This window comes from Streptosporangium sp. NPDC004631, assembly GCF_053601935.1.
Genome location: NZ_JBSGCR010000001.1, coordinates 164,984 through 181,429 on the forward strand (window position 1 = coordinate 164,984; position 16,446 = coordinate 181,429).

Below are 16,446 nucleotides of genomic sequence, written 5' to 3' on the forward strand. Positions count from 1 at the left end.
TCTTCCAACGGCCCCTGGCGTGTTGCTCCTTCCCCGGGAGGAACTGATCGTGATACCGGGGAATCTCCCCGGAGAGATCATCATGCTGGAGGATTACGACGCGCCGGGCGGCACCGGGCCGGGCGATACCGGCGGGGGACATCCGAGGCGGCCGGCAACGGCGCCGGTGGTCTACCGGCCGCTACCATGAGGTGTTCTTCGCCGCCTCCGGTGTTCGAGATCAACCGGACGGGAGTGCCGCGCAGTCCTGCGATACGAACATCCGACCATCGAGCCCGGAAGGCCCTGACCCCGAACATGGCCACCGTCACCGTCGTGATCCCGACGTTCAACGAGGTCGACAACCTTCCGCTGATCGCGGAGGCTCTGCTCGCGCTGCCCCTTGACGACCTGCGGCTCCTGGTCGTCGACGACGACTCCCCGGACGGCACGGGGAAGGTGGCCGACGAGCTGGCCGCCGCGCATCCCGGGCGGGTCGGCGTGGTGCATCGGCCGGGCAGGGAAGGACTCGGGCGCGCCTACGTTGAGGGCATGGAGGCCGCGCTCTCGGCCGGAGCGGAGTTCGTGGTGCAGATGGACGCCGACTTCTCACATCCCGTCGACGCCGTTCCGCGCCTGCTCGGCACGGCGCAGGCGACAGGGGCGGCGTGCGTGATCGGCAGCCGGTATGTGCCGGGCGGGACGCTGGCCGCCGAGTGGAGCCGGCGGCGGCGGGCCCTGTCGGCGTGGGCGAACTTCTACGTCCGCACCGTCCTGCGCGTCAGGTTGCGGGATGTGACCGCCGGATTCAAGATCTGGCGGGCCGAAAGCCTCACCGCGCTGGACCTCCGCGGGATCTCCTCGGGGGGCTACAGCTTCCAGGTGGAGATGCATTACCGGGCGACCCGGGCGGGGATGACGATCATTGAGATTCCCATCCACTTCTCCGATCGCCGGGCAGGCAGCTCGAAGATGAACCTGCGGGTGCAACTGGAGTCGGCGCTGATGCCGTGGCGGCTGAGATTCAGGCGCTGAGGGTGGGTGTCCGGAGTGTGATGCCGCCGTCGCGAGTGGGGCATACCGCGCAATAACCCGGTGCGGGCGTTGGGAATACGAAAAGCCGGACGCCCGCACCGAAAAGGCGTGGGCGTCCAGATATTCAGGGCCAGGTCAGACCTGCCGGGCGAGGCCCTTCTCGACCGCCTCGATGATCTGTGGCCGCAGCTCGGCGCAGCTGATGATCGCGTCCACCGAGCCGACGCCGACCGCCCGCTGGATGCTGTGCACGCGGTCGAACTCGGTGGCCACCTCGGTGAGCTTCTCGGCCCGCACGGACGATCGCAACTCGGCCAGCTCGGCTGCCAGCGCGGCCCGCGTGGCAGCCGGCGCCTCCGCGACACGGGCGGCGAGCGCGAGCACGCGGGGGTCGTTGCCGGTCCGCTTGTCGACGTCGCGGGCGAAGACCACCGCGGCGGCCGGAGCACCGCCGAGCACCGAGGCGAACGAACCCTCGACCGCGAGCACGGTCATGTTCGGGTTGAGCGCCTTGGAGAACACCACGAACGCGCCGCCGTGGTACCGCGAGATCACGCAGAACACGATGGGGCCCTTGAAGTTCACCACCGCGCGGCCGATCTCCGCGCCGTACTCCAGCTGCAGCTTGCGCATCGACTCGGGCGACCCGTCGAACCCCGACAGGTTGGCCAGCACGACCAGCGGACGGTTCCCGCTGGCGGCGTTGATGGCCCGAGCGGCCTTCTTGGACGACCGCGGGAACAGGGTGCCCGCGGTGTAGGTGTCCGGGCCGTCGGTGGGAGGGAATCCGCGACGCGGCACGGAACGGGACTCGATGCCCAGCAGGCACACCGGTCGACCACCGAGGTGGACGTCCTGGACCGCGGCGGTGTCCGCGTCGGCCATGCCCGCCCACCGTTCCAGCACCGGGTGGTCCTGGTCGGACAGCGCGCGCATGACCGTGCGGATGTCGAACGGCTTCTTGCGGTCCGGGTTGGACTCGGCGGAGAAGATCTGGCCCACTGTCGTGAAGTCGCTGTCCGGCGCGGCGTGCGGGAACGTCGACACGTCGCGGTCCACCGGGTCGCCGGTGACCGTCTTGCGCGGCCGGCTCTCCCCCGGCGCGATGTAACTGTGGTCGTAGTGCGACATCAGGACCTCCCGCGCACCGCGGATGTCCGGCGCCCAGTACTGGGCCTGGCCGTTCGGGCCCATGATCCGGTCGTATCCGCCGATGCCGTGGTTGTCCTCGGCCGACACACCGCCGGAGAAGTCGAGCGACTGCTTGCCCGTCAGCACCATCGCGGAGTCCGGCGTCATCACCAGGATGCCCTTGGTGTGCATGAGCATCGTGGCCTCGGCGTTCCAGTACGGCTGGGCGCCGACGTTGATGCCCGCGACCACGATGTTGATCTCGCCGCCGTCCTGGGTGAAGTTCACGATCCGCTTCAGCGCGGCCGCCACCCAGTCCATGTTCTCGGTGCCGGACGACATCGAGATCCGGGCGCCCGCGGAGAGCGCGAACCACTCCAGCGGCACCCGCATCCGCTCGGCCAGATCGAGCGCGGCGATCACCCGCGCGCACTCGGGCTCGGACAGCGCGCCGAGCGCCTTCGTCGGATCGCCCAACAGCACGACGCGGGTCATGCCCTCCGGGTGGCGCGGCGTGGGCGTGCTGACGACACCCGCGACGAGCGCGGCGGTGTTGCGCCCCTTGGGCCGGTTCACCGGCACCAGCTCCGAGTGCTCGTCCAGGTCGTACTCGGTGAACGAGCCGAGCGGCCCGGCGAGCATGCCGGTCAGCTCGTACGGGTGGTGCGTGCCGCGGCTGTGCGCGCGCAGCACCTCCTGACGGTAGTCGTCCAGCGGCTCGATGGGCTCGGTCGGCGGCGGCACGACGGACAGCAGCACGCCGGAGCCCACGTCGTAGCCGATCCGGACGGCGATGTCGACGAGCTCGCCGGTGGCGCTGTCGCGGCGCCTGCCGAGGAACAGCACCTCCTCCAGGCCCGCACCCGCCGTCGTCGGCAACACGCGCCTCGCCACGGTGTTCAGGTCTTCCGGCGAGAGGTCGGTCGGCGGCCAGACGTAGATGACGATCCGGTTCGTGGCGGACGTCTTCGCGCCGGGCTTCCTGGCCCGGCGGATCGCGTCGAGACACGTGGCCAGGATGTTCTCGGCCGCGGGCAGCGCGACGAGCCTGCCCTCGTCGTCGCGCAACGGGGTCAGGTCGCGGACCTGCCCCAGGGCGACGAGGCGCTCGTCGGACGGGTTCCGCCGTGCCGTGGCCCGGAAGAGGTAGACCTCCTCGTCGGGCGAGGGCAGCCGGGTGAGGTCGAAGTCGCGCAACCGCTCCAGCTGCATGCGCTCGGCGATGCGCGGGTGCAGGCCGCGCAGCAGCCGTTCCTCCACGAAGCCGTCCGCGGACGGCCGGAAGGTGAAGTGGTGGTGCATCACGGCGCCGCTGTTGCCCGCGACGGTCGTGACGATGCGGCCGACCCGGTTCGACGGCTGCTGCGCGACCAGGACCTCGCGCAGGCGCGCGGCCATCTCGTCGGGGTCGCTCGGACCGTCCGGCCAGGTCAGGTAGACGTCCGCCACCAGCTCGCCGTCGGCGGCGAACTCGTCGACCGCCTTGACCGCCTCGGCCAGCGACTGGAAGTCGACCGCGGTGGTCACGACGCGGCCGTCGCCGGTCGCGGTGCGGTGGTCGGCGACGACGAACGTGCAGCCCGCCACCTTGCTCACCCGGATGTCGCCAAGCGCGCGGTTGCCGTAGTAGCGGCGGCTCAGCACCTCCAGCAGCGGCACGGGGTCCGCGCCTTCGCGGCCGATCCGCCGGCCGACCAGCCGGACGAGCGGCTCGGCGCTGGCGACCATCGCGGAGATCCGCTCGGCGCGATCGGGCGCGTCCGGGTACTGGTCGAGGTGGCGCAGGTGCTTGCGCACGGCCGTGTAGACCTTGGCGCGGGTGCGGCGCAGCAGCGGCTGGGCGAACCAGGCGAACACGACACCGCGCGCCAGGTCCGCGACGGCCGGGAAACGGACCTGGGTGGCGGCGACCAGGTGCTCCAGCGCCAGGCCGACGGTGACACGGTCCGCCTCGGCGGGCGGGGCCTCGTTCATCCACTGGCGCAGCAGGGTCGTCACCACGGCGACGTCGGCGGAGGCGCGCCGCTGGGCCAGGAAGATCCGGAAGACCGCGTCCTCCAGCTCCGGCGTGCGGTCCAGGCCCTCGACGCCGTAGCGGGACAGCACGTGCGTGAGCCGCTGCCGGAAGCTCTCCGACAGCCCGGACCGCTCCGAGTCGAGGTACTGCAGGTAGGTGTGGAAGTACTCGCGGGGGCTGTGCACCGAGGAGGCGGACTTCGACTCCTCGCCGGCGGGCCGGTTGCGGCTCAGTTCGCTCAGGTCGGCGAACAGGCGCAGCAGCTCGACCTCGCCGGCCGGCTCGTGCCCGCCCTCCGCGACGAGCTCGGCGCGCGCGGCCAGGTAGTCGGCGAGCAGGCGCTTCTCGTCCTGCGGGTCGACGTCGAAGCCCAGCAGGAGGCTGCGCAGGTCCTGCAGACCACGCGCGGCCCGCTCGGCCGCGGGCACGTCCACCGGCTCGGACGGCAGGTCCAGCTCGACCTTCCTCGCCGCGGCCGCGGGACCGGCCGCCTCGTCGCCGTCACCCAGCGGCTCCAGGCGGAGCAGGCGGGCGCCCGCCTCCACCTGGGTGCCGACCGACACCGCGAGCTCCCGCACGCGGCCGCGGAACGGCGCGCGCAGCACGGTCTCCATCTTCATGCTCTCGACCACGAGCAGCGGCGCACCGGCCTCGACCTCGTCGCCCGCCTGCAGCGGCGTGGCCACCACGAGCGCGGGCACGGGCGAGCGCACGATGCCGCCCTCGTCGCGGCTGATCCGGTGCGTGATGCCGTCGACCTCGACCAGGTGGATCGGGCCGTGAGTGCTCGTGACGACCTTGAAGCGGACGCCGTTCACGGTGATCTGGCCGCTGTGCTCGTCGAAGCGCTCGATGTCGACGTCGGCCGCGTGCTCGGGACCGCCCGCCGAGATGCCGATGCGGAACCGGTGGCCGCCGGTGCGGGCGACCTGGACGCGATAGCCGACGTCGCGGAGCTTGAGCTCCAGCGCGTGGCCGCTCTCGTGCTGCGACTGCGGGCGGCCGCCGTGCGCGGCGGACAGGAAGCGCTGCCGTGTCACGGCCTCCTCGTCCTCGTAGGCCTCGATGGCGGCGGCGATCAGCGCGATCGCGGAGTGCCGGTGCGACACGAGGGCGCCCTGGGCGCGCACGCGGTCGATCCAGCCGGTGTCGGCGGACCCGTCGATCACCGCGGGCTCGTCGAGCAGCATGCGGACGAAGCTCTTGTTCGTCACGCCGCCCTCGATGATGACGGTCGTCCGCGTCATCGCGCGGCGCAGGCGGGCCAACGCCTCCGCGCGGTCACGGCCGTGCGCGATGATCTTGGCGATCATCGAGTCGAAGTCGGCGGGGATCACGTCGCCCTCGCCGAACCCGGTGTCCACCCGGATGCCGGGGCCGCTGGGCAGCGCCAGCCGGGCGATCCGGCCGGGTGAGGGCGCGAAGTCGCGGTCGGGGTCCTCGGCGTTGAGGCGCGCCTCAACGGCGTGCCCCCACTCCTCGGGCGCGTCACCCTCAAGCTTGCCGCCCGCCGCGACGTGCAACTGGGCCTTCACCAGGTCGACGCCGGTGGTGATCTCGGTGATCGGGTGCTCGACCTGCAGGCGCGTGTTGACCTCCAGGAACGCGAACAGCCGCTCACCGGGGTGGTAGAGGAACTCGACGGTGCCCGCGCCCTGGTAGTCGACCGCGAGCACGAGCCGCTCGGCCGACGCCTTCAGCTCGGCGACCTGCTTGGCGTTGAGGACCGGGGAGGCGGACTCCTCGATGATCTTCTGGTTGCGCCGCTGCACGGAGCAGTCGCGCACGCCCAGCGCCCACGCGTTGCCCTGCCCGTCCGCGATGACCTGCACCTCGACGTGCCGGGCGCCCGTCAGCAGGCGCTCCAGGAACACGACGCCACTGCCGAACGCGCGCGCGGCCTCCTGGCGCGTCAGCTCGTAGGCCCGGGTCAGCTCGTCGGCGTTGGAGACCATCCGGATACCCCGGCCACCGCCGCCCGCGGTCGCCTTCAGCATCAACGGGTAGCCGATCCGGCCCGCCGCCGCCTTCGCGTCCTCCAGGGTCTCCACCGGACCGCGGCTCCACGGCGCGACGGGCACCCCGACCTCTTCTGCGATCAGCTTCGAGCCGATCTTGTCGCCCAGCCTGCGCATCGCCTCGGCGCTCGGGCCGACGAACGTCACGCCGATCTCGGCGCACAGGTCGGCGAACGCCGGGTCCTCCGCCACGAAGCCCCAGCCGACCCAGGCCGCGTCCGCACCGGTCTCGACCAGGGCCTTCCTGAGGACCGCGTGGTCCAGATAGGGCCGGTTCGCGGCGGGCCCCAGGTCGTAGGCGATGTCCGCCTCGCGGACGAAGGTGGCCGTCCGGTCGGAGTCCGTGTACAGGGCGACGGTCTCGATCCGTGTCCCCGTCTCCGCGGCTAGGTCCCGAACGGCGTGGATGAGCCGCATGGCGGCTTCACCGCGGTTGACGATGGCGACACGACTGAACACTAAGCGGGCCTTTCGAAGACCGTGAACACGGCGGCCGTCCCCGCCCCAACCGGGGTACATACTCTCGGCTGTCCCCCGGATACGGGAATGGCGGGGAGTAAGCGTGTTTCGCGGCTGGAGTTGTGGGGATCGTACAAAAGCGCCTGTCGGGGCGAGGTGACACGCGGCTGGTGTGGTCTTGGCCGCGCAGCGGCTCGTGGACTCGGGGGCCCGCCCGGACCGGCCGCGGGCGAGGGTGATCCATTTGTCAGGCAGCGACAAAGAGGGCAGATGTGCCCGCTCTGGTGCCGGACGTGCCCCGACGGTGCTCGGCGGGTCTTCGGGGGGCGGCCCCCACAAGCCCGGAAACCCGCGTTGAGACGACCTTGAGGGCTGCGTGCCGCGCCGACCAGGTCGTGTCCGGCTTCCGGCGCCTCTCTTGACGTGGGTTCGGTTCGGTCGCCCGATATCCCCTCGCGGGAGGGTGTCAGCCCTCCAGGCTCAGGGTGAGCCGTAGGGCCAGGCCGGTGTTCCTCCGATGGCCGAGCCGGCGTGCGGCCAGCTCCAGCGCCTCGCGCCGGCCGACCAGCACCACCCACGACTTCGCCCTGGTGACCAGTGTGTACAGCAGTCTGCGGCTCAGCATCACCCCGCCGGCCTCGGCCACGATCGGCGCCACCACGAACGGGTACTCGCTGCCCTGAGAGCGGTGCACGCTGATCGCGTAGGAGTGGATCAGCTCCTCCAGCTCACCGAAGGCGTACTCCACGATCTCCCCGTCGCCGGTACGGATCTCCACCAGGCGCTCCTGCGGGTTCACCGCCGTGACCGTGGCGGTCTCCCCGTTGAACACGCCCTTGTCGTAGTTGTTGCGGATCGGCATGACGCGGTCGCCCACCCTGAAGACCGACGGGCCCGACCAGTGCTCGGCCGTGCCCTCACGCGCCGGGTTCAGCCGCTCCTGCAGTCTGCGGCCGAGCTCCACCGTCCCCGTGACGCCCCCGCGCGTCGGGCACAGCACCTGGACCTGCTCCCGGCCGACGTTCTGCTTTCGGGGGATCGCCTCCGTCGCCAGGTGGATCACCCGCTCGGCCACCTGGGCTGGATCGTCCAGCTCCTCGAACCAGAAGCCACCCCCGCCGGGCAGCGCGGGCAGCTCACCCGCCCGGATCCGGTGGGCGGCCCGCACGATTCCGCTGTCTTGCGCCTGCCGGAAGACGTGGGTCAGCCGGATGCGCGGGATCTCCTCCACGCGCAGCAGGTCGGCCAGCACGCCGCCGGGTCCGATGCTGGGCAGCTGATCGCTGTCGCCGACCAGCAGCAGGTGGCTGCCCGCCGGAATCGCGGCCGTCAGCCGGGTGGCCAGCCGCAGGTCCAGCATCGACGCCTCGTCCACCACGATCAGGTCCGCCTCGGCGGGGGACTGCTGAAACAGCGTGCCCTCCTGCGGCTCCGGCTGCTGGGCGAGCATCCGGTGCACGGTCGTCGCGGGCAGGCCGGTGAGCTCCGACAGCCGCTTGGCCGCTTTACCCGTCGGTGCGGTCAGGGTCACCGTGCCGCCCATCGCCCGCACGGTTGCCGCTATCGTCTTCACCGTGTGGCTCTTGCCGCAGCCGGGGCCGCCGGTCAGGACGGACACGGTGCTGGTCAGCGCCAGGTTCACCGCCGCCCGCTGGTCCTCGTCCAGCCCCTCGTCCTCGGCGAAGGCGCGCAGCGGCAGCGTGGAGCGGGCCCGGCAGAGTCTGGCCAGGTGCGCCGCCAGCGCGACCTCGCGGCTGTGCCGCTCCTTGGCGTACACCACCTGACCGGGGCCGGCCGGGGACGCCTCGGCGACCACCCGGCGCTCGGTGACCAGCGCGTCGACCGCCCGGCGGATCAGATCCTCCTCCTGCTCGACCAGGGCCGCCGCCGCGGCCAGGAGGGCGGGCAGCGGCAGGAAGCAGTGCCCGTCGCGGGCCGCCGCCGCCTCCAGCCTGTCCAGGACCGCCGCCTTGATCCGCTGCGGGCTGTGCTCCGGCACCCCCGATCGCAGCGCGATCCGGTCGGCGGTACGGAAGGCGATCCCCCCGACCTGGCCGATCAGCCGGTACGGATCGCGGGTGAGGACGTCGTGGGAGTCGTTGCCGTACACCTGGTAGATCTTGGCCGCGAGCAGCGGGCTGATCCCGAAGCCCTGCAGGACGACCATCAGCTCGGCGACCGCCTTCTGCTCCGCCCATGCCTGAACGATCTGCGCCTGCCGCGCCGCGCCGATGTTGACGACCTCCCTGAGGCGCTCCGGCTCGGTGTCGATGACCGTGAGGGTCCGCCGGCCGAAGTGGCTGACGATGGCGTGGGCGAGCCTCGGCCCGATCCCGCGGATCAGGCCCGAGCCGAGGTACAGCGTGATGGCGCGTACGGTGGAGGGGGCCACCCGCTCGCACCGCCCGACCATCAGGCGGGTGCCGTGGCGCGGGTGCTCGTCCCACTCCCCCGCCAGCCGCACTCTCTCCCCGGGCTGCACCCCGGCCAGCGCCCGGCCCGAGGCGACGAACCCGGCCGGGCCCTCGGCACTCATCCGCGCGACCGTGTATTCGTCGTCGCGAACGTACACCAGCTGCTCGACGGAGGCTTCCACGTCCGTCGGCGGCGGCTTCGCGAGCACGGTCACCGTACGCTCCCCGGGATCATGTGCGGCACCTCACCACAGGACACTAACCGGCGGCCACGACATTCCCGCCGCGCGGCGTCGGCGACGCCGGCGGGCGGTCCGGGCCCCTTGAAAGCACAAAGCAGGATAAAACACATATATAGGACAAATAGCAATAATTACCCGAAATGAATATGTCACCACAAAATACATATCCAGTATTTTACTGCTTCACAATGAAGCGGGCGGGCCACCCGAAGTCGAAGTCCAATGTAACCCAGGGGTCATATGTATTTCTTTTGCCGCATGCAATATATGGATGGAGTCGCATTTAGCGAATGCCAATCAACGGAAAGGAGCGACCCGGTGAGCGAGATCCAGGACATCGGCAAGGAAGGCCTCGCTGCAGCCCCCAAGATCTGGAGGCACATCGTCCAGCCCAACCAGGCGGCCGCCACCGCGTTCGTCAACAGGGCTCCGGCCCAGGGAGCGGGAGAGGCCGTCTTCTCCAATCGCTCCGACGGAAGAATCGACGTCTACTTCTTCCTCTAAACCGGCGGGTCCAAGCAGAGGCGCGTCATAGCGCCACGCCAGGCCGTCTCGGAAAACGGTCGACGGGACCCCGGTAACCCGCCTTACCTATAACAGGGCCACCCCATCCGGGGTGACCCTGTTCCATGAGGGGACGCGGGCGGAGAACCCGGTTCGCAAAAGATGTTCGTCACCGGTTCCGCTCCCGGCTTCGAGACCGAGAAGTTCGCCGCGGCGCGGAAGCCCCATCCCGTCAGCGGCGGCACCGCCCGGACTCGGGCGATCCACCGGGAGTCCCGCCAAGGATCCCACGATCCGGTCGATCGGTCCCGGCCGGACGCCCACCACACCGAGCCCGCCGACCTGGCCGGACCGCGTCGCGTCGCGTCGCCGAATACGACCGGACGACCGACTCACGCCAGGCGGTCCAGGACGCCGGTCTGGGCCAGCATGGCGAAGCGGTCGGGCACCCCCCAGTGCTCCACGATGCGGCCGTCGACGACGCGGGCGACGTCGAGCACGGTGAAGTCGACGGCGCGACCGCTCGGCGGCCCGAAGAACGGGCCGGTCGCCGTCCCCCGGGCACGCACCCGCACCCAGATGGTGTCCCCCCACTCGACGGAGTCCTCAATGGTGAAGGAGATGTCCGGCACGGCGCCGTGGACGTCGCGGATCGCGTCCTTGACGTGCTGGATCGCCTCGGCGCCGGTGCCGGACAGACCGAACTGGTGCTCCACCAGGTCCGGTGAGCAGAGCCGGTCGGCCACGCCGCCATCCCCGGTGGCGAAGCCCTCCTCGAAGATGCGCCGCATCACGGTGAAGGCCTCGGATCGGCCGTGGCCGGCGGGAGGTGAGTCGGTGACGGTGTTCATGGCATCCTCTCCTGGCAGGGGCGGGACGTCGGCCGTCCGGTAGGCCCCAATTGAGTCGAGTGATGCTCGATTCAATACAGTAAAACTAGGATCAAAGGAGACGGCCGTCAAGACTCCACGCACCTACCGCTCCACGCTGCGGGAAACACAGGCTCGCGAAACCCGTCGCCGCATCGTGGCGAGCGCCCGGGAGCTCTTCCTTGAGCTGGGCTATCCCGCGACGACGATCGCCGCCGTGGCACGCCGGGCGGGTGTCTCCGCCGACACGATCTACAACGCCTTCGGGTCGAAGAGCGCGCTCCTCAAGGAGGTCCTCGACGTCGTCATCGGCGGGGACGACGAGGACGTCGCGCTGCTGGAGCGGGCCGGCCCGCAGGCCGTACGCGCCGAACCCGACCAGCGGCGCCAGATCGCCCTGTTCTCCGCGGGGATGACCGGCCAGCTCGAACGCGTCCGCCCCATGGACGACATACTGCGCGGCGCCGCGGCCGTCGACGCCGCGGCGGCGGAGCTGCGCACCGACCTGCAGGTCCGGCAACGCCGCGAGGCGGTGCGGGCGGTCGTGGCCTGGATCGCCGCCCACGGACCGCTCCGTGACGAACTCGCCCAGGAGGACGCCGCGGCGATCGTCTGGACACTCACCTCGCCGGAGGTCCACCTCATGCTGCGCGACACCTGGGGGTGGTCGCGGGAACGGTACCAGGAGTGGCTGCGCGACACCCTGACGGCGAGCCTGCTGCCCGCCTGACGCCAGCCGCCCGGCCGTGACCGGCCGCCGGATCCGACGACGACATCATCCGGCACACCTTCCAGCGGATCGGGGCCAGCGTGACGGGGCGGCGGATGAACGATCCCCGCCGATCCGGACACCGGAGGACCGCCGACCGTGAACCGAAGCGGTTCCGCGTTGAGAGCATGGATACCGTCGGCGTTTCTCGGCGGCGCACGGCCTGGCGGAGGGGAGACGACGGACCGGCCGGCACGTGGTCAGTTTCCCGGGCCACCGTGTTTCCTGGTGATGAGGATGCCGTCGTCGTCGCTGAACAGTTCGGCGCCCGGGTGGAAGGTGGCGCCGCCGAAGGTGACGGGGACGTCGCGTTCACCGACGCCGTCCTTGCGGCTTTTACGAGGGTTGGAGCCGAGGGCCTTGATGCCGAGGTCGAGGTCGCACAACGCGGCGACGTCGCGGACGGCGCCGTTGATCACCACCCCCGACCATGCGTTGGCGAGGGCGATACCCGCGATGACGTCGCCCATCAGCGCGGTGTGCAGCGATCCGCCGCCGTCGACGACGAGGACGCGCCCCTTCCCGGGTTCGGACAGGGCGGCCCTGAGCAGCACGTTGTCCTGGTGGCAGCGCACGGTGGCGATCAGGCCGTGGAAGGCGCGCCGCCCGCCGTAACGGCGTAGTTGCAGGTCGCAGGAGTCGAGCTCCTCGCCGCGCTCGTCGTACAGATCCGCGGTCACGATGTGCATACTCTGCCTTTCTCGTGGTTGTTCGCAGGTCTCGTTCAGTCCGGCGGCACCGGGGACGAACATCCGTCCGGCACGGTTGCCGGCCGGAGACTCGGATCCGCCCGCCCGGTTGAGAGGCGCCGGCGCGGGCGGGGGCTACCAGTGTGCCGGGCGGGTGAGTGACGGCGGCAACCTGGTCTCGGCATCACCCCTCGCCGCGTCCAGCTGGGACTGGATGAGAAAGATGCTCCCGGTGAGGTCGGCGCCGCCGAGGTCGGCATCCCTGAGGTCGGCCCCGATGAGGTCGGCCGTTCTCAGATCGGCACCCCTCAGATCGGCGCCGATGAGGTACGCCCCTCTCAGGTTGGCGCCCCTGAGGTCAGCGCCCCTGAGCCTGGCCCCGATGAGGTCGGCCCCCCTGTGGTCCCTCCTCCTGTGCCGGACCTCGGCTCGCACGAGCTCACTCACGCGCAGCAGCAGGGCGTTGACCTCTCGCCGGCATGCCGCCACATCGACGCGCCCCAGATCTCCGGGGGCGCCGCGAGTGAGGCGCTCGACCTCCTCCAGCGCGAGGCCGAGCTCGCCGTGGAGCGGGCGGGCCGGTCGCAGCGTCAACGCCTCGGTCAGATACCAGAGCAGCTCGTGGAGGTCCCGCATGATCGGGAACACCGCGAACATCTGTTTCGCGGTGCGCGGGGCCCGCCGCCAGTCCTGCCCGCCGAAGGTGACCTGGGAGACCTTCTGCCCCGCCCCGAAGCAGTCGTAGACGGTGCACCCCCGAAAGCCCCGCGGCCTGAGGCGGGCGTGAATACCGCAGCGGAAGTCCGATCCCAGATTGGGACAGGCCTGCCCGGCGTGCTTGTCGATCGCGAAGTCCACCGAGGCGGAGAAGGCCGGCGCGACACAGCACAGCGCGAAGCAGTTCTCGCAGTCGGCCCGCAGGCCACGGCGATCTCCCCCGGCGGCGGGCCCCGCGTGTTCGGGTCTTTCGGGCAACGTGCGGAATCTCCTGTGCGAAGCAGCCGTACTGCGTGGGCGGCGCCTTCACACCGCCTTCACAACGCACCCTAGCCGACCTCGCCCGGGCGGTCGCCGCGGGCGGGCTCCGGCCCGGCCCACCCCCCCCCGCGGCCAGGACCCGGCACTTCAGCGGGTGTAGGTCACCTCGGGGAAACGGGGTGAGGACCTGTCCAGCAGGTGACCGCGGCCGCGCAGGTGCAGGTCGAAGAAGGCCCGGGGGTAGGCGCGCTGGAACGCCAGCGCCCGCGCGGCCGGAATGGTGCCGACCATCTCCTCAAGCTGCTTCGGCGACAGTCCCAGCAACGGCGCGACCAGCGGTATGAGCCGCGCGTCGTCACCGAAGGAGTTGTGCGCCGCGCCTTTCAGGGTCAGGTTGAGCCGCCACCCGCGCAGATGCAACCAGAACCTCCGCAGGACGGGGTTGGCCGCCATCCCGCCCTTACCCGGGGTGTCCACCACCATGTAGGGCCGGTCCAGCCCGGCCTCCACGACAGGTCCGGACGCGGCGCCGTCCAGGCCCATCCCCGCCCTGATCCGCCTGTCGGCGAACATGGCCGAGGCGGTGGCCGCTCCGCCGAGGGAGTGACCGAACATGCCGATCCGCTTGAGGTCCAGGCCGCCGGACAGGCCCCTGGGCAGCGCCCTGTGCCCGGCGTCGGGGTTGCGGCCCGCCTGGAGGGCGGCAAGCCGGTCGAGCACGAACCGGGTGTCGTCGACGCGCACCTTGACCGCTCCGCCGAAGTCGGTGATCTCCCCGTCCGGGTTCACCGCGACCCTGTCGCCGGGGAACTGCACCACGGCCGCGTCATAGGTGTGGTCGATCGTGACCACCAGATACCCGCGGCTGGCCAGCTCCTCCACCACGCCGGTACCGAAGGAGCGCGAGGCGTTGGCGCCGGGGGAGTACAGCACGACCGGCAGCCGGCCCGCACGCCGGTCGACGGGCGCCCCCTCGTGGGCGTGGGTATCCCCCAGCAGCACCTTGCCCGGCGGCACCCCGATGTCGCGCAGATACCGGGTGGCGGCGGCGCCGGGCATCCACGGCGCCACCGGGTACCGGCCCACCTCCCGCGCCGGGTACCACAGGCCGACCATGAGCTCCCGCTTCGGTACGGACGCCACCCACGGGTCCTTCCTGGACTCGTCGACCAGATGCAGCGAGACCGTGCCGATCCGGTGGGGGCCGGACGGCTCCGGCAGGATCAGCCGCACCGGTCCGGGATCGGCCGCCGCGGTGGCTCCCGTGGTCGTGGTGACAGTGGTGGTCGCGGTGACGGCCAGCAGCGCCGCGGCGCAGGCCATGACTCTTGTTCTGATCATGTCCTCCACGGTTCCGCACCACCTGGGCCGCGTCATCGGGCCACAGTAGGGACCCCGGGTCGGCCCAGGACGCTACGGAAGGGCTCCTCCCCCTGGAGGAGTCACCCCACAGGACGACGTCCTTTCGGTGGATCCCCGCGATGACCTGTGTGGATACCGTTGAAACATGAACGATCACGACCCGCGCCCCCCGGTGCCGCGGCGGCCGCGCCACGGCCGCTGGGTCGCCGTGGACGTCGTCGCCGCGATCCTGCTCACCACCGGCTTCGGCGCCGCCCTCCTGGTGACGGGCCTGTCACCCGTGCCGGCGGCCGCGGTCTGCCTTCCCGTCGCGGTGCGCCGGCTGTGGCCTCTGCCGACGCTGTGGGCGGTACTGGCCTCGGCGACGGCGGCGCTGCTCACCGGCTGGGAGGAGCCCTACCTCGTGGTCGCCGTCGTCCTGTACACCGTCGCCCTGCTGGAGCCGCGACGGCGGGCGGCCACCGCCCTCGCCGTCTCCCTGGCAGTGATCGCGCCGGCCCTGTGCCTGACCACGGAGCCGTCGTCGTGGACGCGGGCGCTGTCGGCCACCGTGTTCAGCTGGCTGCTGATGGGCCTGTCGTGGACGGTCGGCTCCGCCGTACGGGAGCAGCGGGCACTCGCCGTACACATGGCGGAGCAGTCGGCCATCCGCGCGGTGGCCGACGAGCGTCTGCGGATCGCCCGGGATCTGCACGACGTCGTCGCGCACAGCATGAGCCTGATCACACTCAGGGCGGGGGTCGCCGGCCTGGTCGCCGAGACACGGCCGCAGGAGGCCCGCGCCGCGCTGCGGCTCATCGAGACCACCGGCAGGTCGGCGCTGACGGAGATACGCCACATGCTCGGCATCTTGCGCTCCGACACCGACCGGCCGACCCTGGAACCCGTTCCCCGGCTGGAGGACCTGTCGGCACTCGGCGCCCGCGCGGGCGTCCAGGTCGACCTGAACGTCGGCGTGGACGCGGTGCTGCCCGACGGCGTGGAGCTGACGGTCTACCGGATCGTCCAGGAGGCACTGACGAACGTGGTCAAACACGCGAGATCAGCCCGCTGCTCGGTGGCGGTCACCTCACCGGAACCGGGAGTGGTCGACGTCGAGGTGACCGATGACGGGCCGGGCACGCCCGGAGGAGGTCGCATCCCCCGAGGGCACGGACTCACCGGGATGGCGGAACGGGTCATGGTATACGGCGGTTCCTTCACCGCGGGCCCGCGCTCCGAAGGCGGCTTCAGAGTACACGCCCGCCTGCCCTTCGAACACGGGGAGTCACGATGACCGAACCGACCACGGTGGTCATCGCCGACGACCAGGCACTGCTGCGCGCCGGTCTCCGCATGCTGGTGGAGACCACATCCGACATGGTCGTGGTCGGTGAGGCGGCCACCGGCGAGCAGGCCGTGGAGCTGGCCGGTCGGCTGCGACCCGACGTGATGCTGATGGACGTGCGCATGCCCGAGACGGACGGTCTGGAGGCCACCCGGCGCGTCCGCGCCGCATGCGGCGGAACCGCGGCGCGGATAATCATCCTGACCACGTTCGACCTGGACGAGTACGTCTACGCCGCGCTACACGCCGGAGCCAGCGGCTTCCTTCTCAAGGACATCCCCCCGGCCGAACTGCTCGCCGCGATCCGCGTGATCGCCTCCGGCGAGGCACTGCTCGCCCCCACCGTCACACGTCGCCTCATCGCCGAGTTCGCCCGGCGGTCCGCCCCCACCCCGCCACTCGCCCGTGAACTGTCCCACGTGACCTGCCGGGAACGTGAGGTGCTGCTGCTCGTCGCGCGTGGCCTGACCAACCCGGAGATCGCCCAACATCTGCGGCTCAGCGTCTCCACCGTCAAGACGCACATACGGCGCCTCCTCGGAAAGCTGGCCGTCCACGACCGCGCCCATCTCGTCATCGTCGCCTACGAAACAGGGCTGGTCACAGCATCGGCCACCGACCGGACACCCGGCCGGACGACACCGCGGTAGACC

General features: G+C 71.2%; 11 protein-coding genes. 5 read left to right on the top strand and 6 right to left on the bottom strand.

Going from position 1 to position 16,446, the window contains the following annotated elements; all coding sequences use genetic code 11:
- Positions 1-297 precede the first annotated feature (297 nt).
- Entirely contained in the window at positions 298-1,014 is a 717-nt protein-coding gene (locus ACWEF2_RS00580; protein ID WP_453810865.1) for a polyprenol monophosphomannose synthase, read from the top strand.
- Between the two features lie 135 nt (positions 1,015-1,149).
- On the opposite strand, the gene ACWEF2_RS00585 is transcribed toward ACWEF2_RS00580, so the two are convergent.
- On the bottom strand, positions 1,150-6,639 hold the full coding sequence (locus tag ACWEF2_RS00585) for an ATP-binding protein (protein ID WP_453810866.1): 5,490 nt from the start codon (positions 6,637-6,639) through the stop codon (positions 1,150-1,152).
- Between the two features lie 466 nt (positions 6,640-7,105).
- Positions 7,106-9,268 (bottom strand): SF1B family DNA helicase RecD2, encoded by a 2,163-nt coding sequence (recD2, locus tag ACWEF2_RS00590; RefSeq protein WP_453810867.1) that lies wholly within the window; start codon positions 9,266-9,268, stop codon positions 7,106-7,108.
- Between the two features lie 345 nt (positions 9,269-9,613).
- Here recD2 and ACWEF2_RS00595 point away from each other — a divergent pair, with 345 nt between their 5' ends.
- The gene (locus ACWEF2_RS00595) at positions 9,614-9,799 is read left to right on the top strand and encodes a hypothetical protein (RefSeq protein ID WP_355593356.1); all 186 of its coding nucleotides are present in this window, start codon (positions 9,614-9,616) and stop codon (positions 9,797-9,799) included.
- A 392-nt stretch (positions 9,800-10,191) separates the two neighbouring features.
- On the opposite strand, the gene ACWEF2_RS00600 is transcribed toward ACWEF2_RS00595, so the two are convergent.
- Positions 10,192-10,650: an ester cyclase gene (locus ACWEF2_RS00600; RefSeq protein WP_453810868.1), complete on the bottom strand. Its 459-nt coding sequence runs from the start codon at positions 10,648-10,650 to the stop codon at positions 10,192-10,194.
- 175 nt (positions 10,651-10,825) lie between these two features.
- On the opposite strand from ACWEF2_RS00600, the gene ACWEF2_RS00605 reads away from it, so the two are divergent.
- On the top strand, positions 10,826-11,398 hold the full coding sequence (locus ACWEF2_RS00605; protein ID WP_453810869.1) for a helix-turn-helix domain-containing protein: 573 nt from the start codon (positions 10,826-10,828) through the stop codon (positions 11,396-11,398).
- A 239-nt stretch (positions 11,399-11,637) separates the two neighbouring features.
- Here ACWEF2_RS00605 and rraA read toward each other — a convergent pair whose 3' ends face one another.
- From rraA to ACWEF2_RS00620, 3 genes are all read right to left on the bottom strand, one after another.
- On the bottom strand, positions 11,638-12,126 hold the full coding sequence (gene rraA / locus ACWEF2_RS00610) for a ribonuclease E activity regulator RraA (RefSeq protein WP_453810870.1): 489 nt from the start codon (positions 12,124-12,126) through the stop codon (positions 11,638-11,640).
- A gap of 135 nt (positions 12,127-12,261) precedes the next feature.
- Positions 12,262-13,101 (bottom strand): pentapeptide repeat-containing protein, encoded by an 840-nt coding sequence (locus ACWEF2_RS00615; protein ID WP_453810871.1) that lies wholly within the window; start codon positions 13,099-13,101, stop codon positions 12,262-12,264.
- A gap of 150 nt (positions 13,102-13,251) precedes the next feature.
- Positions 13,252-14,445, bottom strand: a complete 1,194-nt coding sequence (locus tag ACWEF2_RS00620; RefSeq protein ID WP_453810872.1) for an alpha/beta hydrolase family protein — start codon at positions 14,443-14,445, stop codon at positions 13,252-13,254.
- A 166-nt stretch (positions 14,446-14,611) separates the two neighbouring features.
- Between ACWEF2_RS00620 and ACWEF2_RS00625 the strand changes: the two genes are divergently transcribed.
- Entirely contained in the window at positions 14,612-15,742 is a 1,131-nt protein-coding gene (locus tag ACWEF2_RS00625; RefSeq protein WP_453810873.1) for a sensor histidine kinase, read from the top strand.
- Complete coding sequence (locus ACWEF2_RS00630) at positions 15,739-16,443, top strand: response regulator (RefSeq protein WP_453810874.1); 705 nt, start codon at positions 15,739-15,741, stop codon at positions 16,441-16,443. Before ACWEF2_RS00625 ends, ACWEF2_RS00630 begins: the two co-directional genes overlap by 4 nt.
- Positions 16,444-16,446 lie beyond the last annotated feature (3 nt).